Source organism: Terrabacter sp. MAHUQ-38 (assembly GCF_014518425.1).
Taxonomy (GTDB): Bacteria; Actinomycetota; Actinomycetes; order Actinomycetales; family Dermatophilaceae; genus Terrabacter.
In genome coordinates this window covers 715,118-735,168 of the sequence record NZ_JACVCU010000003.1, presented here as the reverse complement: position 1 = coordinate 735,168, position 20,051 = coordinate 715,118, and the positions used below count along the sequence as shown (strand labels likewise).

Annotated in this window: 16 protein-coding genes; 9 read left to right on the top strand and 7 right to left on the bottom strand. The window is 71.2% G+C overall.

Going from position 1 to position 20,051, the window contains the following annotated elements; genetic code table 11:
• Positions 1-79 precede the first annotated feature (79 nt).
• Entirely contained in the window at positions 80-784 is a 705-nt protein-coding gene (locus H9I49_RS14400) for a hypothetical protein (RefSeq protein WP_188031031.1), read from the bottom strand.
• Between the two features lie 205 nt (positions 785-989).
• Here H9I49_RS14400 and H9I49_RS14395 point away from each other — a divergent pair, with 205 nt between their 5' ends.
• Positions 990-3,170: a histidine kinase gene (locus H9I49_RS14395; protein ID WP_188031030.1), complete on the top strand. Its 2,181-nt coding sequence runs from the start codon at positions 990-992 to the stop codon at positions 3,168-3,170.
• Entirely contained in the window at positions 3,163-3,888 is a 726-nt protein-coding gene (locus H9I49_RS14390) for a response regulator (protein ID WP_370587581.1), read from the top strand. The genes H9I49_RS14395 and H9I49_RS14390 overlap by 8 nt, the downstream gene beginning before the upstream one ends.
• Positions 3,889-3,951: 63 nt before the next feature.
• Here H9I49_RS14390 and H9I49_RS14385 read toward each other — a convergent pair whose 3' ends face one another.
• From H9I49_RS14385 to H9I49_RS14375, 3 genes are all read right to left on the bottom strand, one after another.
• Positions 3,952-4,245 (bottom strand): hypothetical protein, encoded by a 294-nt coding sequence (locus tag H9I49_RS14385; RefSeq protein ID WP_188031029.1) that lies wholly within the window; start codon positions 4,243-4,245, stop codon positions 3,952-3,954.
• Positions 4,246-4,368: 123 nt separating this feature from the next.
• Positions 4,369-4,968, bottom strand: coding sequence for a hypothetical protein (locus tag H9I49_RS14380; protein WP_188031028.1), 600 nt, complete (start codon positions 4,966-4,968; stop codon positions 4,369-4,371).
• A 130-nt stretch (positions 4,969-5,098) separates the two neighbouring features.
• The gene (locus H9I49_RS14375) at positions 5,099-6,124 is read right to left on the bottom strand and encodes a LacI family DNA-binding transcriptional regulator (protein WP_370587580.1); all 1,026 of its coding nucleotides are present in this window, start codon (positions 6,122-6,124) and stop codon (positions 5,099-5,101) included.
• Between the two features lie 283 nt (positions 6,125-6,407).
• On the opposite strand from H9I49_RS14375, the gene H9I49_RS14370 reads away from it, so the two are divergent.
• From H9I49_RS14370 to H9I49_RS14355, 4 genes are all read left to right on the top strand, one after another.
• Positions 6,408-7,763: an ABC transporter substrate-binding protein gene (locus tag H9I49_RS14370; protein WP_188031026.1), complete on the top strand. Its 1,356-nt coding sequence runs from the start codon at positions 6,408-6,410 to the stop codon at positions 7,761-7,763.
• 81 nt (positions 7,764-7,844) lie between these two features.
• Positions 7,845-8,816, top strand: coding sequence for a carbohydrate ABC transporter permease (locus tag H9I49_RS14365; protein WP_188031025.1), 972 nt, complete (start codon positions 7,845-7,847; stop codon positions 8,814-8,816).
• Positions 8,813-9,730, top strand: coding sequence for a carbohydrate ABC transporter permease (locus tag H9I49_RS14360; RefSeq protein WP_188031024.1), 918 nt, complete (start codon positions 8,813-8,815; stop codon positions 9,728-9,730). Before H9I49_RS14365 ends, H9I49_RS14360 begins: the two co-directional genes overlap by 4 nt.
• A 46-nt stretch (positions 9,731-9,776) precedes the next feature.
• The gene (locus H9I49_RS14355) at positions 9,777-11,285 is read left to right on the top strand and encodes an alpha-N-arabinofuranosidase (RefSeq protein ID WP_188031023.1); all 1,509 of its coding nucleotides are present in this window, start codon (positions 9,777-9,779) and stop codon (positions 11,283-11,285) included.
• A 166-nt stretch (positions 11,286-11,451) separates the two neighbouring features.
• Here the strand turns inward: H9I49_RS14355 and H9I49_RS14350 are convergent, their stop codons facing one another.
• On the bottom strand, positions 11,452-12,309 hold the full coding sequence (locus H9I49_RS14350; RefSeq protein WP_188031022.1) for an SDR family oxidoreductase: 858 nt from the start codon (positions 12,307-12,309) through the stop codon (positions 11,452-11,454).
• Positions 12,310-12,371: 62 nt separating this feature from the next.
• On the opposite strand from H9I49_RS14350, the gene H9I49_RS14345 reads away from it, so the two are divergent.
• Entirely contained in the window at positions 12,372-13,334 is a 963-nt protein-coding gene (locus H9I49_RS14345; protein WP_188031021.1) for a YafY family protein, read from the top strand.
• 206 nt (positions 13,335-13,540) lie between these two features.
• Here the strand turns inward: H9I49_RS14345 and acs are convergent, their stop codons facing one another.
• Positions 13,541-15,529, bottom strand: a complete 1,989-nt coding sequence (gene acs / locus H9I49_RS14340) for an acetate--CoA ligase (RefSeq protein ID WP_370587579.1) — start codon at positions 15,527-15,529, stop codon at positions 13,541-13,543.
• Positions 15,530-15,848: 319 nt separating this feature from the next.
• On the opposite strand from acs, the gene H9I49_RS14335 reads away from it, so the two are divergent.
• Complete coding sequence (locus H9I49_RS14335; RefSeq protein WP_188031019.1) at positions 15,849-17,513, top strand: alkaline phosphatase; 1,665 nt, start codon at positions 15,849-15,851, stop codon at positions 17,511-17,513.
• Between the two features lie 79 nt (positions 17,514-17,592).
• On the opposite strand, the gene trpS is transcribed toward H9I49_RS14335, so the two are convergent.
• Positions 17,593-18,756, bottom strand: a complete 1,164-nt coding sequence (gene trpS / locus H9I49_RS14330; RefSeq protein ID WP_188031018.1) for a tryptophan--tRNA ligase — start codon at positions 18,754-18,756, stop codon at positions 17,593-17,595.
• Positions 18,757-19,020: 264 nt separating this feature from the next.
• Here trpS and H9I49_RS14325 point away from each other — a divergent pair, with 264 nt between their 5' ends.
• Positions 19,021-19,893, top strand: coding sequence for a Fic family protein (locus tag H9I49_RS14325; RefSeq protein WP_188031017.1), 873 nt, complete (start codon positions 19,021-19,023; stop codon positions 19,891-19,893).
• Positions 19,894-20,051: the final 158 nt, after the last annotated feature.

Genomic DNA, 20,051 nt, shown 5'->3' with positions numbered 1-20,051 from the left:
ATGCCGTCCGCACCCTGGAGCGACAGGGAGCGGACGGCATACGGCGGGGGAGGTGTCGCGCACGCAGGCTGAGCCACGCTCAGCCGGTGGCCCCGGTCAGCTCCGGCCGTCGGGCGAGGAGCACGCCGAGCGTCGCGTAGCCGACGAGCAGGTGGATGCCGCCGACCCAGCTCGAGACGGGCTCGCCGACGATGAGGAACGCGGGAACCGTGACGACGGCCCACGTCTCGGCCACGAGCGGCCACGCGCGGAGCACGCCTCGCCACCGGCCGGCGAACGCCACCTTGACGCCGATGACGAACATGCCCAGCATCGACAGCGGCCAGAAGAGGTCGAGTGCCATGACCGGACCGGACTCGCGGACCGCGTCGGGTGCCGCGCCGTGGACGAGCGACCAGACGGACGCCAGTCCGAGCAGGACGTACTCGACGCGGATCATGATCCGAGCCGACCGGCTCGAGCCCGTGGCGCGGGTGCGGAACATGACCGTCAGCAGGGCGAAGACGCCGAGCTGGAAGAGCAGGCCGGTCAGGTCGCCCACGCGGCCGCCGAAACCCTTGGCGTTCGTGCCGTAGACGAAGATCGACGCCGCCCAGGCGGCGGCGCCGCCCGTCAGGGCGAGGCCGAGCCGGCGCACCATGGCCTGCGAGACGGTCGGGACCGCGCTCGGGATGCTCGGCGTGGCCGTCGTGCTGGTGCCCGAGCTGCTCGATGCGCTCGCGGCGGTGCGTCGCGACGAGTCGGTGCGGGCGAGCGCCGGCTGGGTCGTGGTGCTGTCGTGCATGGCTGTCTCCATGGGTCTCGTGGTCCGCAGGACCTCGTCGTCGGCGTTCGGCCGGGTGGTCCGGCGCCGTTGGGACCACTCTCCGGGCCACGCGTCCCGGGCCGGCAGGGTCGCGAGTCCGCTCCTGCGTCCCCATTCGTGTCCCGTGCGGGTCGGGACACGTGTCCTCGGGACAGCGGGACACCTTCCTTGCGATCATGCTGGGGTGCACGCGCCCCCCGGCCCTCGAGGGCAGCTCGCCGCGAGCGCGGCCGTCGTCGGGCCGGCCGCGCTGCTCGTCGCGTTGACCGGTGTGACGGTGTGGCTCGACGTCGCGAACGGCCGCACGGGAGTCCCGGCCGCAGCCGGGCTCGAGGCCGGCTGGGTCGGCTGCGCCACCGGCCTTGCCCAGCTGCTCCCGGGGCTGCTGCTCCTGCGCCGCCTGCCGCGCCACCCCGTCGCGTGGGTGCTCGTGGTCTCGGGCGCCGCGTGGGTCGTCGACTCCTTCGCGAGCAGCTGGACGGCATACGCGGTCTACACGAGCCCGGGGTTGCCGGGCGCGTCCGCCGCGTTCTACGTCTACCAGCGTCTCGGAGCCTCGCTCCTGCTCGGAATCCCCTTGCTGCTCCTGCTCTTTCCCGACGGGCGCCTGCCGCGGGCTCGGGCCTGGTGGACCGCGTCCGTCGTCTCGCTCGTCTTCACCGGGCTGCTGCCAGCCGTGCTCGCGTTCGTGCCGTCCCACGTCGCGGAGGCGGTGACGGAGAGCTCGCTCACCCCCGAGCTGCGCTCCCTCGACATCGACCCGGTCAGCCTCCCCTTGCCGGATGCCGTGTGGCGGGTGCTGCTCGGCGTCGCCTTCGCGGGCATCTGGGTCTCCCTCCTCGTGCCCCTGGCCGTGGTCGTGCGCCGCTACCGGGCCTCCACCGGTGAGCGGCGCCAGCAGCTGCGCTGGCTCGTCTGGGCCGCCGTCGTCGACGTCGTCGTGCTCGCTGCGGGCCTGCTCGCCGAGGATCCTCTCGCCGGTCTCCTGCTGGCCGTGGGGGTAGGGGTCACGTCGGCGGCCGTCGTGGTGGCGGTCACCCGTCACCGGCTGTACGAGGTCGAGCGTCTGCTGCCCGCCACCCTTGTGTATGCCGTGCTCGCCGTCATCGTCGTCGGCGTCGACGTGCTCGTCTTCGCTCTCGCCGGTGCCGTTCTGGGGCAACGCGACTCGGCCCTGGTCGCCATCGCCGTGGTGGCCGCACTCTACGGTCCGCTGCGCGACCGGCTCACCGGCCTCGTGCGGCGGCTCCAACGCGGTGCGCGCCACGACCCGTATGCCGTCGTGTCGGCCCTCGCAGAGCGGCTCGAGGTGTCGAGCGACCCCGCCGAGCAGCTCCTTGCCGTGGCGCGGTCCGTGGCCGAGGCGTTCCGCTCACCCTTCGTGCGCGTCGAGATCGAGCAGGGGTCCGGCGCGACGCTTCACGTCGAGCACGGCCGGCTCACCGGCACTCCTGTGGTGCTGCCGGTCGTCTACCGCGGCGAGCCCGTGGGTCGGCTGCTGCTGGTCCCTGCCGGCCGCTCGACCCTGTCGGAGCGGGACCAGCGGCTGCTCGGCGACGTCGTGCGCCAGGCCGCCGCCGCGGCTCGGGCCAGCGAGCTGAGCCTGACGCTCCAGCGCTCGCGCGAGGCCATCGTCCTGGCTCGTGAGGAGGAACGGCGCCGGCTGCGCCGCGACCTGCACGACAGCCTCGGGCCGAGCCTCGGCGCAGTCACGCTGAGGATCGAGACGGCCCGCAACCTCGCGGGCCGGGACGCCGCCGCTGCGGACCAGCTGCTCGCGGCGGCGACGGCCGCCGTCGCCGAGGTGCTGGCCGACGTCCGCCGGCTCGCCCACGACCTCCGGCCCCCGGCCCTCGACGAGCTCGGTCTCGCGTCGGCGGTCGAGGAGCAGGCCCGCCGGCTGTCGTCCGAGTCGCTGGCCATCTCGGTGCGGGCCGGGCACCTGGGGGAGCTGCCCGCGGCGGTCGAGGTGGCGGCATACCGGATCGTGTCCGAGGCGCTCACCAACGTCGTGCGGCACGCGGCGGCCACCCAGTGCGACGTGCGCCTGACCGTGGCTGGCACCAGTCCGGACGACGAGCTCCTCGTCGTCGAGGTGCGCGACGACAGGCACGGCATCCCGTCCGACGTGGCTGCCGGGGTGGGCATGCTCTCGCTCCGGGAGCGGGCGGCCGAGCTCGGGGGTGCGTGCGCGGTGACGTGCCCGCCGGACGGTGGCACGGTCGTGCGTGCGCAGCTGCCGATCGGTGCTTCGCGGCCGGCCGGAAGGTCCACGGACGCAACGGAACCCGTGACGGAGGGCGAGATGGATCCCTTGAAGAAGGGCGTGATGGGAGCCGTGATGGAGGAGTCGAGCGGTGTCTGAGTCGCAGCCCGGCAGGACCGGTGACGGCGGGGGACGCGGCGACCCCGGTGACCCGCACCGAGCCGCGGAGAGGGACGCCGCGATCCGCGTCGTGCTGGCCGACGACCACCCGGTCTACCGCGACGGGCTCGCCGCGCTGCTCGGGTCGGTCAGTGGCATCGACGTCGTCGCGACGGCGGCGACGGGAGTCGAGGCCGTCGCAGCAGCCGCCGAGCACGAGCCCGACGTCGTCGTCATGGACGTGTCGATGCCCGTGCTCAACGGCATCGAGGCCACGCGCGCGGTGACCACGGCGCACCCGCACATCGGCGTCGTCGTGCTGACGATGAGCGAGGACGACGCGACGGTCTTCTCGGCGATGCAGGCCGGGGCCCGCGGCTACCTGCTGAAGGGCGCGAACCAGGCCGAGATCGTCCGCGCGATCACCGCGGTGGCCGGGGGAGAGGCGATCTTCGGTCCGGCGCTGGCCCGGCGTATCGCCGACTTCTTCGCGGCGCGGACTCCCGTGGCGCAGTCGGCGTTTCCGCAGCTGACCGCGCGCGAGGGCGAGATCCTCGACCTCGTCGCCGCAGGACGCTCCAACGCCCAGATCGCGGCCACACTCTTCCTGTCGCCGAAGACGGTGCGCAACAACGTGTCGAACGTCTTCGCCAAGCTGCACGTCGCCGACCGCGCCGAGGCCATCGTCCGCGCCCGCGAGGCCGGCCTCGGCCACTGACCCACCGCCTCGTTCGCGGCGTGGGTCAGTGTTGGCGGCGTAGGTCAGTGTTGGCGGCGTGGGTCAGTGCTCGGCGACCCAGCGCTCCAAGGCCTCCACGCGGGCCACGAGATCGGCTGCCAGGCGTTCCTCGAGCACGGACGGTGCGTGCTGCCCGGCAGGCTGTGGGGAGCCCTTGGTCGCTGCGGACAGGGTGGACCCGCTCGCGCCGAGGCCCTGGCGGACGAGCGTGCGCGCGAGCGTGGACGGTCCGACGCCGAGCTCGGCCGCGCGGCCCGAGAGCGCCTCGAACTCCTCGACGGTGAAGCGCACCGAGATGACCTTGCTGCGGTCGCCGGGCCTGCTGGTCTCGGTCATCTGACTCCTCGGGGCCTGGGCGGTCCATGCATGACGGCGTCATCCATTGTCAGTCGGCGACTCTACCGTGTCCTCATGACCACAGCAGCGCCCGTCGAGACCGAGAGCCTGCACGGGGCGACGTCAGGCGGGGAGGGGGAAGACATCCGAGATGCGGCACGCGCCGCCGCCGCCGGTCAGTGGCGGGGTCGAGTGCCGGCCGCTGCACACGGTCGCGGGCTGGGTCGTGCCGAACAGGGGCGAGCAGTCGCAGCCGTACCGCACGTAGGTCAGGCACACCTCGGTGTTCGAGCTGGTGCCGCTCGCCGCGCCGTCCGTGTAGAGCAGGATCCGCTGCGCGCTCGTGTTGCGCGGCGTGCAGAACTGGTGGTTCGACGGTGCCCCACCGCACGACGAGCACGAGCACGCGGCGCCTCTCTCGACGACCGCGAATTTCGGCTCGATGACGCCGTCCACCGTCACGCCCGTGATCACCGTGACGGTGTCGACCGAGCCCGAGCCGCTGGCGCTGGTGGCGAGGAGCTCGAAGACATAGCCCTTGTAGGAGTCCGAGGACTTGCCGGGCAGCTTGCACGCCGCACCGGTGAAGCTCAGTGGTCCCGCCGACGCGGCGATGGTCGGTGCGGGCGCCGCCACGATGATGGCCGGCATGGTCCAGGCCGCACCCTTGACGACCGAGCGCCTGCTGGGCGCCTTGGACCTGTGGTCGTCGTTGTCAGACATGATGCCTCCGGAGTGAGAGCTCTGGGGATCGCGTCGCACACCCCCGACGGTGGATAAGGCACACGTGCCCCATCTGCCACGTTTTGTACCACCGATGTGGGGCGCGTGTCCGCGAATGGGCGATCCTGCCTCAGCCGGCGGTCGCTCCCAGCGTGCTCTCCCGCGGGATCAGGGTGTACCTGGAGTGGACGTCCTCCCCGGGCATCGGGGCCCGCGCCTCGATGCGGGTCAACAGCCGGTCCACCGCCTCGGCGGCGATGCTCGCCTTGTCCGGGGCGATGGTGCTGATCGTCGGCGTCGAGTAGCGGCCGTCCTCGATGTCGTCGTAGCCGATGACGGCGACGTCCTCCGGCACGCGCAGGCCGCGCTGCAGCACCGCCCGCACCGCGCCGAGCGCCACGAGGTCGCTGTACGCGAAGACCGCCGTCGGCGGGTCGTCCCGCTCGAGGAGCGCGGCCATCGCGGCCATCCCGTCAGCCCGGTTGAACCGCGGGGTGGAGATGATGAGCGAATCGTCCACGGGGACCCCCGCGTCCTCGTGGGCCAGGTGGTAGCCCCGCGTGCGCCGCTGGGCAGCCTCGCCGGTGCGGTACGGCTGGTCGCCGATCGCGGCGATCCGTCGATGCCCCAAGGCGATCAGGTGGTTCACCGCGTCGCGTGAGGCGGCGACGTCGTCGATGCCCACGTGGTCGAAGTGGCCGTCCGACTCGCGCTCGCCGAGGACGATGAGGGGCAGGTCCGGATCCCGAACGGCGAGCTCGGCCTGGGACAGTCCCAGGGGGCTGAAGATCATGCCGTCGTACGCGAACCCGCGAGCGCGGCGCTTGATCAGCTCCGCCTCGTGCTCCGGGTCGCCGTCGGTCTGGTCGATGAGCACGTTGAAGCCGCGCTCGCGTGCGCGGGGGATGATCGCCTGCAGCAGCTCCGAGAAGTAGGGCGTGTCGAGGTAGGGGACGACGACGGCGATCTGGCCGGAGCGCCCGTTGGCGAGGTTCCTGGCGAGCAGGTTGGGCCGGTAGTCGAGCGCCTCGATGGCCTTCTCCACCTTGGCCCGCGTCGCGGGACTCACCTGGGCGTAGCCGCCCACCACGTTGGAGACGGTGCGCGGCGACACCCCCGCGAGCAAGGCGACATCCCGCAGCGTGGCGTCCGGCACGGGGGCTCCTGTCACGGGAAGAGGCATGTCGATGCGCCCGGGATGGGCGCTGACGCCAATCTGACCACAACTATTGCCACGCTGCAAAGGGACCGGCATACTCCTTTTGCAGCGCCGCAAAACGGCGCCGCCCCGCCGAGGCCCACTGGCCAGGGGCTCGGCTCTCCGCCCCACCCGACGACCGTGGGTGCGCGTCCGACCGGACGTAGCACCCTTTTCTTAGAACCACGAATGTTAACGCTCACACGCCGTGTGTGCTGATGTCACCAAGATGGAGAACCCGATGAAGCACCGTCGCTTCGCCCCCTTCACCCGTGCCGGGAGCATCGTTGCCGCCGCCCTGACCGCCGCCACCCTTCTTGCCAACTGCGCCGGAGGCTCGTCCGCCGCGGACAGCGGCGCGAGCCAGGGCGGTAGCGGGGCTGGGCCCGTACACATCAAGGTGTGGGCCTGGTATCCCGAGTTCAAGGGCGTCGTCGACGCCTTCAACGCCTCGCACAAGGACATCCAGGTCGACTGGAGCAACGTCGGGACCGGCCCCGACCAGTACGCCAAGCTCAAGACGGCCTTCAAGGCCGGCAGCGGCGCGCCCGACGTCGCGATGGTGGAGTTCCAGGAGATCCCCAGCTTCGTCATCCTCGACAAGCTCGTCGACATGGGGCAGTACGGCGCCAACGACGACAAGTCCCTCTATGCCGACTGGGCCTGGAAGCAGTCCACCGACGGGAACAAGGTCTACGCCATCCCCGTCGACGGCGGCCCCATGGCCCTGATGTACCGCAAGGACCTCTTCGCCAAGTACAAGATCGCCGTCCCGAAGACCTGGGACGACTACGCCGCGGCGGCCGAGAAGATCAAGGCCGCCGACCCGAAGGCCTACATCGCGAGCTTCGGCAAGGACGGCGGCTGGCTCAACGGGCTGATGTGGCAGGCCGGCTGCAAGCCGTACAGCTACTCCCAGGCGCAGGCCAAGGACGCCGTCGGCATCAAGCTGACGTCTCCGGAGTGCAAGAAGGTCGTCGACTTCTACGGCAACCTCGTCGACAAGGGCCTCATGGCCAAGGACCCGTTCTTCACCGCCGACGCCAGCGCGGCGCTCGACAGCGGCAAGTACTGGACCTGGGCGGCCGCGGGCTGGACCCCCGGGTACCTCGCCGGGTCGCTGAAGAAGACCTCCGGCAAGTGGGCCGTCGCGCCCATGCCCCAGTGGACGGAAGGGGCCAACGACCAGGGCGACTGGGGCGGGTCCACCTTCACCGTCACGACCCAGAGCCAGCACCCGAAGGAGGCGACGATCGTCGCCCGGGAGCTGTTCGGCTCGTCCAAGGCGGCCTGGGACATCGGCCTGAACAAGGCCTTCCTCTACCCGCTGGTCAAGGACGTCGCCGCGAACGCCTCCTTCACCGACAAGGCGTACGACTTCTTCGGCGGCCAGAAGGTGAACCAGATCTTCGTCCCGGTCTCCAACAGCCTCGGCGAGTTCCAGTACACGCCGTTCCAGGACTACGTCTTCGCCACCATGAACGACCTCAGCGCCGAGGCGCTCGCCGGCAAGCGCCCGTGGAGCACCGTCCTCGACGAGACGCAGAAGAAGGTCGTGGCCTACGCCCAGCAGCAGGGCTTCAAGGTCAGCGAGTAGCCCGTCCCCACTGGCCCCGGGTCGGCAGGCAGCCTTCCTCCCTGCCTGCCGACCCGGACCGACCGGACCAGGAGGTCCCCCATGAGCCAGCTCCTGCCGGCAGACCCCGCACTCACTGCACCACCGCCGCCGGTGACCCCGACACCGCCCGTGCGCGCCGCTCGCCGCCGTGGCCTGTCGCACCAGACGCGCCAGGCGGTCGCGGGCTCGCTGTTCGTCCTGCCGTTCCTCGTCATCGTCCTTCTCTTCCTCGCCCTTCCGCTGGGCTACGCGTTCTGGCTGAGCCTGCACAGCGAGAGCCTCGTCCTCGGCCCGCACTTCAGCGGGCTCGAGCAGTACAAGGAGGCGTTCACCGACCCGCAGTTCCTCACCGGGCTGAGGCGCGTCATCCTCTTCGGCGTCATCCAGATCCCGATCATGCTGGGCCTCGCCCTGGCTGGGGCGCTGGCGCTGGATGCCATCAACAGCCGCGTCGCCAAGGTGTTCCGGCTCGTGGCGTTCATGCCGTATGCCGTGCCCGCCGTGATCGGCGCGCTCATGTGGGGGTTCCTGTACAGCAAGACGTTCGGGCCGTTCGCCGGGGTGTCCGGCCTCTGGGGCGCAGCCCCGGTCAACTTCTTCGGCGGCTCGTTGCTCCTCGTCTCGCTGGGTAACGTCGTCACCTGGGCCTGGACCGGCTACAACATGATCGTCCTCTACTCCGCCCTGCAGGGTGTGCCCCGGGAGATGTACGAGGCGGCTGTCATCGACGGCGCCTCCCCGGTGCAGATCGCGCTGCGGGTCAAGGTCCCGGCGATCAAGCCGGCGCTCTCCCTCGCCGCCATCTTCACCGTCATCGGCACCATGCAGTTCTTCAACGAGCCGGCGATCCTGGCGCGCTTCGCACCGGACATCGACGCCGGCTACACGCCGAACCTCTACGCCTACAGCCAGGCGTTCCGGTTCTCGGCGTTCAGCTACTCGGCGGCGATCTCGTTCACCCTCGGGCTGAGCGTCTTCGTCCTGTCGTACCTGTTCGTCTTCGTCTCTCGCAGAAGGGCGGCCCGCGCATGACACAGCTGACGACGACCGAGGCAGGTCGAGCGGGACTGCGGGCTGCGGCCCGGCCACGTGGCCGTCGGTTCGGCGAGCCCAACACCCGGCTCGCCCACACCGTCATGGGACTCGGGATCGTCTACTTCACGATCCCGCTCATCTGGATCGTGTTCGCCGCCACCAAGAGCCAGCCGGACCTGCTGTCCACGCCGGCGTTGTGGTTCGGCAACGGGTTCGACCTCATGGCCAACCTGCGCCAGCTCTTCAGCGAGGACGACGGCGTCTACGGGCGGTGGCTCGTCAACACCGCGCTCTACTCCGGAGCGAGCGCGCTCGGGGCGACGTCCCTCTGTGCCCTCGCCGGCTACGGACTCGCGCGGTTCAGCTTCCCCGGCAAGCGTCTCATCGAGTCGGGCCTGCTCGGGATGGTCATGGTCCCGGCCACCGCGCTGGTGCTGCCCACCTACCTCCTGCTGTCCCGGCTCGAGCTCGTGAACACCATCTGGGCGGTCATCCTGCCCTCGCTGCTGAGCCCGTTCGGCACCTACCTCATCCGGGTCTTCGTGGCAGAGAGCGTTCCCCAGGAGCTGCTCGACGCCGCGCGCATCGACCGAGCGGGCGAGTTCCGGATCTTCTGGCGGGTGGTACTGCCGATGATGCGGCCGGCCATCGTGACGGTCTTCCTCATCACCCTCGTCGCGACGTGGAACAACTACTTCCTCCCGCTCGTGATGCTGAGCGACGCGAAGCTGTACCCGCTGACCGTCGGCCTGACGACGTGGTTCAACACGGCCCAGCAGGAGGCCGGCACGCGCGTGCTCTTCAACCTCGTCACCACCGGGGCGCTCCTGGCGATCATCCCTCTCGTCGTCGCGTTCGTCTTCCTGCAGCGGTTCTGGCGCAGCGGCGTCAGCAGCGGCTCGCTCAAGTAACCCGCACGCCCGGCCACCCTCTCCCACCACTCTCCAAGGACTCCGAATGCCTTCCGCCTCCTTCCGCCTCGACCCGGGCTTCACGATCGCCCCCGTCAACCGCCGTACCTTCGGCTCGTTCGTCGAGCACATGGGCCGCTGCGTCTACACAGGCATCTACGAGCCCGACCACCCGACGGCCGACGCCGACGGGTTCCGCGAGGACGTCCTCGCACTGACGCGCGAGCTCGGTGTCAGCGTCGTGCGCTACCCGGGCGGCAACTTCGTGTCGGGCTACCGCTGGGAGGACGGCATCGGGCCGGTCACGCAGCGGCCGGTGCGCCGAGACCTCGCCTGGCACGGGCTGGAGACCAACGAGGTCGGCATCGACGAGTTCGCCCGCTGGGCGGCGAAGGCCGACGTCGAGATCATGTACGCCCTCAACCTCGGCACCCGTGGGGTGCAGGAGGCGCTCGACGTCCACGAGTACCTCAACCACCCCGAGGGCACCCACTTCGCCGAGCTCCGCCGCAGCAACGGGGCGAAGGAACCACACGGCATACGGATGTTCTGCCTCGGCAACGAGATGGACGGCCCGTGGCAGACCGGGCACAAGACGGCTCACGAGTACGGCCGACTGGCCGCCGAGGTGGCCCGCGCCCTGCGGTCCGCCGAACCGGACCTCGAGCTGGTGGCCTGCGGCAGCTCGAGCTCCTCCATGCCGACGTTCGGTTCGTGGGAGGCCACCGTGCTCGAGCTCGCGTACGAGCAGGTGGACGCCATCTCGGCCCACGCGTACTACGAGGAGCACGACGGCGACCTCGGCAGCTTCCTCGCCTCGGCGGTCGACATGGACCACTTCGTCGACAGCGTCGTCGCGACGGCCGACAGCGTCGGGGCACGGCTCAAGAGCCGCAAGCGCATCAACATCTCGTTCGACGAGTGGAACGTGTGGTACCTCAGCCGGTTCGAGAACGCCGAGAAGCCGAGCGACTGGGCCGTGGCCCAGCCCGTCATCGAGGACCACTACAACGCCGCCGATGCCGTCGTCGTCGGCAACCTGCTGATCTCCCTGCTGCGCCACAGCGACCGCGTCACCGCTGCCTGCCAGGCGCAGCTCGTCAACGTCATCGCGCCGATCATGACCGAGCCGGGAGGTCGGGCGTGGCGCCAGACCATCTTCCACCCGTTCGCGCTGACGTCACGGCTGGCCCAGGGGAACGTCCTGCGCGTCGAGCCCCAGGGCCCGACGTACGACACGCAGCGGTTCGGCACCGTCCCCGTCCTCGACGCCGTCGCGACCCACGACCCGCAGACGGGGGAGGTGACCGTCTTCGCCGTGAACCGCGACGTCGCAGGCCCGGTCGACCTCACCGTCGCCCTGAGCGACCTCGGCGCGCTCACCGTGCTCGAGGCCTGGACCGTGGGTGGTGACGACCCGTACGCGCGCAACACCGCCGACGACCCGGACCGGGTGCGTCCGGAGCCACTGGACTCCGCGAGCGTGGCCGGCGCCACGCTGACGGCAACCCTCCCGCCCGTGTCGTGGTGCGCCATCCGGCTCGGCCCAGCCTGAGGTTCGCCGTGTCACCGCGGCCTCTGGGCCGTAGGGGAGGGGCGCTGACCGCGCCGAGCGGGCGCGGGTGAACGGGGTGCCACCGCCTCTGCCGGCGGCACCCCGTGCGTCCCACGGACGGGCTTGGGTGATCACACCGGCCTTCTCGGTGGGCCGGCGGGCCAGCTCAACCGCCGAAGTCGGCGGCGTGGTCCTGCGCCCACGCGGCGAGCGTGCGTGCCGGACCCCCGGTCAACGCTTCGGTCGAACGCACCACGTCGGGGCTGTCGACGGTGTCGGACCAGTAGTCGAGCAGCATCTTCACGACGCCGTCGGCGACGCCGTACCGAGCCATCTCCGCGCGGAACTCGTCAGGCGTGTTCTCGGTGAACGTGAGCTCGCGCCCGATCGCGGCGCCTATCGCGGCAAGCTGGTCCGTGCGGCTGAGCGCCTGGGGTCCGGTCATCGGGTAGATCTTGCCGTCGTGGCCCGGCCTGGTGAGCACGACCGCGGCCGCAGCGGCGACGTCCGCCTCATGAATCGGGGCCTGCGCCGACGTCGGGTAGGGCCCCGTGACACCACCGGTGTAGCGGATCGGCGTGGCCCAGGTCAGCAGGTTGTTGGCGAACGTGCCCGGGCGCAGGATCGTCCAGGACGTGCCGCTCGCGCGAACAACCTCTTCGATGGCGGAGTGGTGCAGCTGGCTGAACGAGCCGTGGTCGCGCTCGTGCTCGAGTGCCGCGGCGAGTGAGGACAGCAGGACCAGCCGGGGCACCCCCGCGGCGGCCGCCGCTTCGACGAACGACGCGGCCCCGTGTGCCGCGAAGACGAAGGCCGCGTCGACGTCCTTGAAGAGGCCATCGGGCAGTTCGCCGCTGAAATTGCCGGGGAGGACGTCGACGGCTTCGGGCAGGTTCGCGGTCTCCGGCGTGCGGCTCAGTGCGCGGACGCGATGACCGGCGGCGAGCAGCTCGGAGACGAGGTGGCGACCGACCTGACCTGTGGCGCCGGTCACGAGGATGGTTTGCGGTGTGGTTGGGTTCATGGCCCAAACATGTCAGTCATTGCGGCAAGATCCTTGCCGCAGTGCGAGACAATATTCAGAACATGACGAACCCATCTGCACGACTCCTGCAGCTCCTCAACCTGCTCCAGTCGCGTACGCGATGGTCCGGGCCCGAGCTGGCCTCGCGCATGGGCGTGAGCGGCCGAACGCTGCGCTACGACATCGCCAAGCTCCGCGACCTCGGTTATGAGGTGCAGTCCGAGACCGGCGTGGTCGGCGGCTACGTGCTACGGGCCGGAAGCACACTTCCACCGCTCCTGCTGGAGGACGATGAGGCCGTCGCCATGGCGATCGGGTTGCGCCTCGCGGCCGGCGGAACCGCCGGGGTCGGCGAGGCGGCCGTGACGGCGCTGGCCAAGCTGGAGCAGGTGCTGCCGCGGCGGCTGCGCGGGCGGATGAGCACGCTGCGCACCTTCACCGACACGGCCGTGAGGAAGGGGCGTGGGACGGAGCCGGCCGATGTGGTCTTCCTGACCGGCGCCTGCCGGGATCTGAGGCGGGTCAGGTTCGACTATGCCGACCGCCTCGGCAACACGTCGGCACGCGACGTGGAGCCCTACCGTCTGGTGCAGACCGGCGGACGGTGGTACCTGCTGGCGTTCGATCCCCAGCGCGCCGACTGGCGACACTTCCGGCTCGACCGGATGACGGTGAAGCAGCCGGCGGGTGCGAGGTTCCGCCCGAGGGTGGCGCCCCCCTCGCAGGCTCTCGTCGAGAACATCGACGCGATGTACCGGAAGCATTGGGCCGACGCGGTCGTGGCAGCGCCGGCCACCGTGGTCAGCGCGCGACTGCCGGCAGTCGTGCCGGTAGAGGTGGTCGACGACACCAGCTGCCGGGTGCGCGCGTCCGGTGACACGGCCGACACGGTTGCCACCAACCTGCTGCTCGTCGGCCATGAGTTCGTCGTCGAGGATGCGAGCCCCGATGTGCTGGATGCCCTGCGTGTCCTCGCCGTCCGGATAGCCCACGCGGTCGAACGTGCTACCAGCGGCGCTCGCTGAGGCTCGTTCGACGTCGCGCGCAGTCACCCTCGCGAAACCCGCGTGCCTCCAGGCCACCCTCGTCGGAGGTTTCACCGCCCCTCCCGGACCAGAGGAAGACGCCGGAACCGGGCTCCGACGGAAGGGGTCGGAGAGCCGTGCAGCATACGCGGCCGCCCGCCTCACCACGAGGGGGAGGCGGGCGGCATACGTGCTCGAGAGGCCGTTCAGTCCGATGAGGATCCGCTCGAGAGGCCGGTCTTGATGAGCTCCATGACCGAGCTGTCGGCGAGCGTCGTCACGTCGCCGACCTCGCGGTTCTCGGCGACGTCGCGCAGGAGGCGGCGCATGATCTTGCCGGAGCGCGTCTTGGGCAGCTCGGGCACGATCATGATCTGCCGCGGCTTCGCGATGGGGCCGATCTCCTTGGCCACGTGGTTGCGCAGCTCCTGGACGAGGTCCTGGCCCTCGCCCTCCTCGTCGGCCTCCTGCACCGCGTCGCCGCGCAGGATGACGAACGCGCACACGGCCTGACCGGTGGTGTCGTCGGTCGCCCCGACGACGGCGGCCTCGGCGACCTTCGGGTGCGACACGAGCGCCGACTCGATCTCGGTCGTCGACAGGCGGTGGCCCGAGACGTTCATGACGTCGTCGACGCGGCCGAGCACCCAGATGTCACCGTCGTCGTCCTTCTTCGCGCCGTCGCCGGCGAAGTAGAGGCCCTCGAACCGCGACCAGTACGTCTCCTTGTAGCGCTCCTGGTCGCCCCAGATGCCGCGCAGCATCGAGGGCCACGGCTTCTTGAGCACGAGGTATCCGCCGTGGCCGTTGGGCACCGACTGGGCCTCGTCGTCGACGACGTCCGCGACGATGCCGGGGATCGGACGCTGCGCGGAGCCGGGCTTGGCGTCCGTCACGCCGGGCAGCGGGCTGATCATGATGGCGCCCGTCTCGGTCTGCCACCACGTGTCGACGATGGGGCAGCGGTCGCCACCGATGACGCGCCGGTACCACATCCAGGCCTCCGGGTTGATCGGCTCACCGACCGACCCGAGCAGGCGCAGCGAGCTCATGTCGAACTTCGCCGGGATGTCCTCGCCCCACTTCATGAAGGTGCGGATCGCCGTCGGCGCGGTGTAGAGGATCGAGACCCTGTACTGCTCGACGATCTCCCAGAAGCGGCCCTGGTGCGGGGTGTCGGGCGTGCCTTCGTACATGACCTGTGTCGCGCCGTTCGTCATCGGTCCGTAGACGATGTACGAGTGGCCGGTGACCCAGCCGATGTCGGCCGTGCACCAGTAGACGTCGGTGTCCGGATGGACGTCGTGGACGACGGCGTTCGTGTAGGCCGCCTGCGTCAGGTAGCCGCCCGTCGTGTGGAAGATGCCCTTCGGCTTACCCGTCGTGCCCGACGTGTACAGGATGAAGAGCGGGTGCTCGGCCTCGTGCAGCGGAGCCTCGTGGGTCGCGCCTGCGGCCTCGAGCGCGTCGTGCCACCAGATGTCGCGGCCCTCGGTCCACGCGGTGTCCTGGCCGGTGCGCTGGACGACGAGGACGTTGGTGACCGTGCCCGTGTCGCCGCCGACCTCGAGGGCCGCGTCGACGGCGGGCTTGAGCGCCGACGGCGCGCCGCGACGGTAGCCGCCGTCGGCCGTGATGACGACCTTGGCCTTGGCGTCGTCGATGCGGGTGCGCAGTGCCTCGGCGGAGAAGCCGCCGAAGACGACGGAGTGCGGGGCGCCGATGCGGGCACAGGCGAGCATCGCGATCGCGGCCTCGGGGATCATCGGCAGGTAGATGGCGACGGGGTCGCCCTTGCGCACGCCGAGGTCGAGCAGGGCGTTGGCTGCACGCTGGACCGCCGCATGCAGGTCGGAGTACGTGATGTCCTTCGTGTCGCCGGCGGGCTCGCCGACGAAGTGGATGGCGACCCGGTCGCCACGGCCGGCCTCGACGTGCCGGTCGACGGCGTTGTAGCAGGCGTTGAGCTCGCCGTCCTCGAACCACTTCGCGAAGGGGGAGTCCCACTCGAGCGTGCGGGTGAAGTCCTTGCCCCAGGTGACGTACTTGCGGGCCTGCTCGGCCCAGAACCCCTCGTAGTCCGCCTCGGCCTTCGCATAGAGCTCGGCGGTGCCGTTGGCCTGCGCGGCGAACTCCGGCGGCGGCGGGAAGGTCCGGCTCTCGGTCAGCAGGTTCTCGAGCGTCTCTTCGCTCACAGGGGTCCACCTTTCGCATCGACGATGAAGCGGTCGCACCAGTCCAGCGTCCATCGCCGGGAGGTGCCTGCCACAACTCAAACGCAGGCTAGTTCGCCCATCAAGGGCCGAGTGAGGCAGGTCTCGTCGCTACCGGTGAGTAGCCCGCCGAACGGTCCGGCTCCGAGGACGAGCGGTCAGGCCGCGCAGGCGAGGACCGGCGCCGAGCGGGCCGGACGGCATGCGACGGCCACTACGCCAACGACTCGGCGCCAACGGTTCACCTGAGGTTCCTCCGGTGGTGGGCCGCGGACCGCGGCGACTCACGAATGTGGACGACATGGACACGACTCTCCAGCAACCCTCTCGCCGAACCGTCCTCCGCGGTGGCCTCGCCACCGGGAGCATCGCCCTCGCCGGTGCCGGCGTCGTCGTCGACAGCCGCCCGAGCGCGGCCGCCGTCATCCCGGCCGCGAACCCCTTCACGCTGGGGGTCGCGAGCGGTGACCCCGCGCCCGACGGGTTCGTCATCTGGACGCGCCTCGCCCTCGAACCCCTGGCCGCAGACGGCCTCGGAGGTATGCCGTCCTCCACCTTCCAGCTGAACTGGCAGGTCGCGACGGACGAGCGCTTCGCCGACGTCGTCAAGGCGGGCAACGTTGCGGCAGAGCCGGGTTGGGCCCACTCGGTGCACGTCGAGGTCCAGGGCCTGCGCCCGGGCCGCGAGTACTTCTACCGCTTCCGCCTCGGCGCCCACCTGTCCGCGGCGGGGCGCGCCGTGACCACGCCGAACCCCTGGGAGACGCCGTCCGCGCTCGCCATGGCGTTCGTCTCGTGCTCCAACTTCCCCTCCGGCTACTTCACGGCCTACCGGCGCCTCGCGGAGGAGCGGCCCGACGTCATCCTCCACCTCGGCGACTACCAGTACGAGGGAGCCGGCAACAGCCTCGGGCGCAACCACGCCGGGCCGGAGACGACGACGCTCGCGGGCTACCGCCAGCGGTTCGCGCAGTACAAGAGCGACGCCGACCTCCAGGCCGCGCACGCCGCCGCCCCGTGGCTCGCCGTCTGGGACGACCACGAGGTCGACAACAACTACGCCGGCGGCATCCCCGAGAAGGTGGCCGAGACGCCGACGTTCCTGCAGCGCCGCGCCGCCGCCTACCGGGCCTACTACGAGAACATGCCGCTGCGCCGGTCCTCGGTGCCGGACGGCCCGAACCTCGACCTCTATCGCCGGGTCCGGTGGGGCCGGCTCGCGAACCTCCACATGCTCGACACTCGCCAGTACCGCTCCGACCAGGCCTGCGGCGACGGCTACAAGGACTGCCCCGACGCGGCCGACCCCGCGCGCTCGCTGCCCGGCCTCGAGCAGGAGCAGTGGCTGCTCGACGGCTTCCGCACGTCCGCGGCGCGATGGGACCTGCTCGGCCAGCAGGTCTTCTTCGGCCGGCGCGACAACAACCCGACGGCCGGGACGACCGTGTCGATGGACGCGTGGGACGGCTACCCGGCCTCGCGTCAGCGGATCACGCAGGGCTGGGTCGACGCCGGGGTGCGCAACCCCGTCGTGCTGACCGGCGACGTCCATGCGCACTGGGCCTCGGACCTCTACCTCGACTGGGCTGCCCCCGACAAGCCGGTCGGCTCCGAGCTCGTCACGAGCTCGATCACGAGCGGTGGCAACGGCTACGACAGCCCGACCGGCCGGCACCCGTGGGCCGACTGGAACCCGAACCTGCGCTTCTGGACCAACCTGCGCGGCTACGTCTCGACGACGATCACCCCGACCGACCTGACGGCCCGATACCGGTGCGTGCCCGTCGTGTCGACGCCGGGAGCGGAGGCGTTCACGCGGGCCGAGTTCGTCATCGACGACGGCGTCCGCGGCCTGCGCCAGACGGCCGACAACCCGCTCCCGTCGCTCGCCGCGCGCCGCGCCGCGCCGAGTGACGACCAGATCATCGCGGACACGATCCGCGAGGAGACGCACGGCGCCGAGTGACCCTCGGCCCCGTGGTCGCACGTCGGCGTGGCCGGTCCCATCCGGACGCGCCACGCCGACGACGTGCGGGCGGAAACGCTCAGTAGCTCATGCCCATCACCGCCCGGACCGTCGCGAGGGTGCGCTCGGCGACCTCGTTCGCACGTGCGTTGCCCTCGCGGAGGACCGCCGTCACGTGGGAGGGGTCGCGCGCGAGCTCGAGCCGGCGCGACCGGTGCCCCGCGAGGGACTCGTTGACGGCCTCGGTGACGACGGCCTTGAGGGCCTGGGCGCCGCCGTCCCCGACCCGCTCGGCCACCGACTCCGGCGACTCGTCGAGGAGGAGGCCGGCGATCGTGAGGAGGTTCGCGACCTCGGGACGAGCCCTGGGGTCGAACGTGATCCGCCGATCGGAGTCGGTGCGTGCTGCGCGGATCCGTGCCGCCGTCTCGTCCGCCGTGTCACGAAGGTTGATGACGTTGCCCCTGCTCTTGGACATCTTCGTCCCGTCGGTGCCGAGGAGCAGCGGCACCTCGCTCAGCAGGGCCTCGGGCTCGGGGAACACGCTGTGCCCGGCGGCATACCTCTGGTTGAAGCGGCGCGCGATCGCACGCGTCTGCTCGAGGTGCGGCAGCTGGTCGCGGCCGACCGGCACGATCCGGCTGTGGCAGAAGAGGATGTCGGCCGCCTGGTGCACCGGGTAGGTGAGCAGCAGCCCCGAGAGCGGTCGCCCGTCCGACAGCGCGAGCTCGTCCTTGACCGTCGGGTTGCGGCGCAGCTCTGCGTCGGTGACGAGCGAGAGGAAGGGCAGCATCAGCTGGTTCAGGGCAGGCACCGCGCTGTGCGCGAAGATCGTCGTTCGGGACGGGTCGATGCCGGCAGCGAGGTAGTCGAGGACGAGCCCCTGGACGTTGGCCCCGATCTCGCCGACGGAGTCGCGGTCGGTGATGACCTGGTAGTCGGCGATGACGACGAACGTCTCGACTCCCTTGTCCTGCAGGCGCACCCGGTTGCGCAGACTCGCGAGGTAGTGGCCGACGTGGAGCGGCCCGGTGGGTCGGTCGCCGGTCAGCATCCGGAAGCGGCTGGGGTCGCCGGCGGCGTGCTCGTCGATGAGCGCGTCGAGGACGGCGCTGCGTTCACGCGCCGTGGCGTAGGTCGCGCTCTCGTCGGCGTGGACGGCCGCCGACGACGCCCGGGACGGCGGGGCCGCCGACGTCGCGGCCGACGTCGCGGCGGGGATGGGTTCGGTCAGTGTGGTCATGGTCTCTCTCCTGTGGTGGTGCCCACGGGGAGGCCCGGGCTTCGCGGTGACGGTCCTGGTGCGACCGGACATGCGAAGAGCCGCCCGTGGGCGGCTCCGGATCGTCTGTCTGACGAGTTGCTTCGATGGGCCGCCTCAGCTGGGCAGCCACCACGCGCCGTTCAGGACGGGTCGGGACATCGAGCACATGTCAGTGAGGGTACTCACGCCCTCCCGGACTGTCGAACGGCTGGATCGCCGTCGAGCCGCTCCTAGGCTGGTGCGGTGCCCGACCCGACTCCCGTCCAGACCGCGCTGCTCGACCGGCTCGCCGCCCTGACCCATCTGCCGGACGTGCGCGACCGCGCCGAGGCGGCGCGGGAGGCGTGCACCCGGCTGCGCTTCCACGAGGCGTTGCGTCGCCGGATCCCCGAGGCGTCCGCCGAGTCACGCGTGCGGGGCGCCCAGGCGAGTGCGGCCCTCGACGGCGCCGAGTTCCCCGTCGACCTCGTGCGCGAGCTCATGAGCGGCGCGCGCGAGTGGCCCTCCGAGCTGGACCCGGGCCTGAGGACGCTCAAGGGAGCCGTGGCCGCGACCGCCGAGAGCGAGCGCGTCGTCGCTCTCGTGCGCACCGCGCCGCTGCAGGCGCTGGCCCGGCTGCACGTCGCCGCGGCCGCTCCGGTGGGCACCGGCGACTGGCTCGGGCGCCCTCGCGTCGGCGACGAGGACTGCGCCGAGCTCGTCGACCTCGGGCCGGTCCCGGCCCCAGCCGTCGTCGCCGCGCGGCTCGCGTCGCTCTCGGAAGTCATCGTCGTGGCCGCCGGCAGCAACCGCGTCCCCGCCGCCGTCGTCGCCGCCCTCGTGCACGCGGAGGTGGCCGCGATCCGACCGTTCGTCCACGGCAACGGGCTCGTCGCCCGCGCGATGGAGCGCGCCCTCGTCCAGGCCCTGGGGCTCGACCCGACCGGCGTCGCGGTGCCCGAGGCCGGCCACGTCGCGGGAGGTGGCCCGGCCTACCTCGGATCGCTCACGGCATACGCCCGCGGTGACGCCAAAGGCGTCGGTCTCTGGCTCGCGCAGGCGGGGGACGCGCTCGTCCGCGGGGCGACCGAGGGGGAGCGGATCAGCGACGCCGTGCGGGCGGGGCGACTGACCTGACCAGCCGGCGGCCCCGGACGGTCGATTCGTGCGGGATGTCCACGATGCTGGACAGTTTCTTCCGGCCGCTTCGCGATGGGGGGTGTTGCCACGCCGAGGCCGTGGAGTACAACGGACACAGGAACCACATCGCCGTGAGGCGTAGGCCGGATCCACGC

Coding starts and splice junctions, on each gene's coding strand:
- H9I49_RS14360 (WP_188031024.1), top strand. CDS start 8,813: ATGACACAGCTGACGACGACCGAGGCAGGTCGAGCGGGACTGCGGGCT.
- trpS (WP_188031018.1), bottom strand. CDS start 18,756: ATGACCACACTGACCGAACCCATCCCCGCCGCGACGTCGGCCGCGACG.
- H9I49_RS14350 (WP_188031022.1), bottom strand. CDS start 12,309: ATGAACCCAACCACACCGCAAACCATCCTCGTGACCGGCGCCACAGGT.
- H9I49_RS14400 (WP_188031031.1), bottom strand. CDS start 784: ATGCACGACAGCACCACGACCCAGCCGGCGCTCGCCCGCACCGACTCG.
- H9I49_RS14380 (WP_188031028.1), bottom strand. CDS start 4,968: ATGTCTGACAACGACGACCACAGGTCCAAGGCGCCCAGCAGGCGCTCG.
- H9I49_RS14365 (WP_188031025.1), top strand. CDS start 7,845: ATGAGCCAGCTCCTGCCGGCAGACCCCGCACTCACTGCACCACCGCCG.
- H9I49_RS14385 (WP_188031029.1), bottom strand. CDS start 4,245: ATGACCGAGACCAGCAGGCCCGGCGACCGCAGCAAGGTCATCTCGGTG.
- H9I49_RS14355 (WP_188031023.1), top strand. CDS start 9,777: ATGCCTTCCGCCTCCTTCCGCCTCGACCCGGGCTTCACGATCGCCCCC.
- H9I49_RS14345 (WP_188031021.1), top strand. CDS start 12,372: ATGACGAACCCATCTGCACGACTCCTGCAGCTCCTCAACCTGCTCCAG.
- H9I49_RS14370 (WP_188031026.1), top strand. CDS start 6,408: ATGAAGCACCGTCGCTTCGCCCCCTTCACCCGTGCCGGGAGCATCGTT.
- H9I49_RS14335 (WP_188031019.1), top strand. CDS start 15,849: ATGGACACGACTCTCCAGCAACCCTCTCGCCGAACCGTCCTCCGCGGT.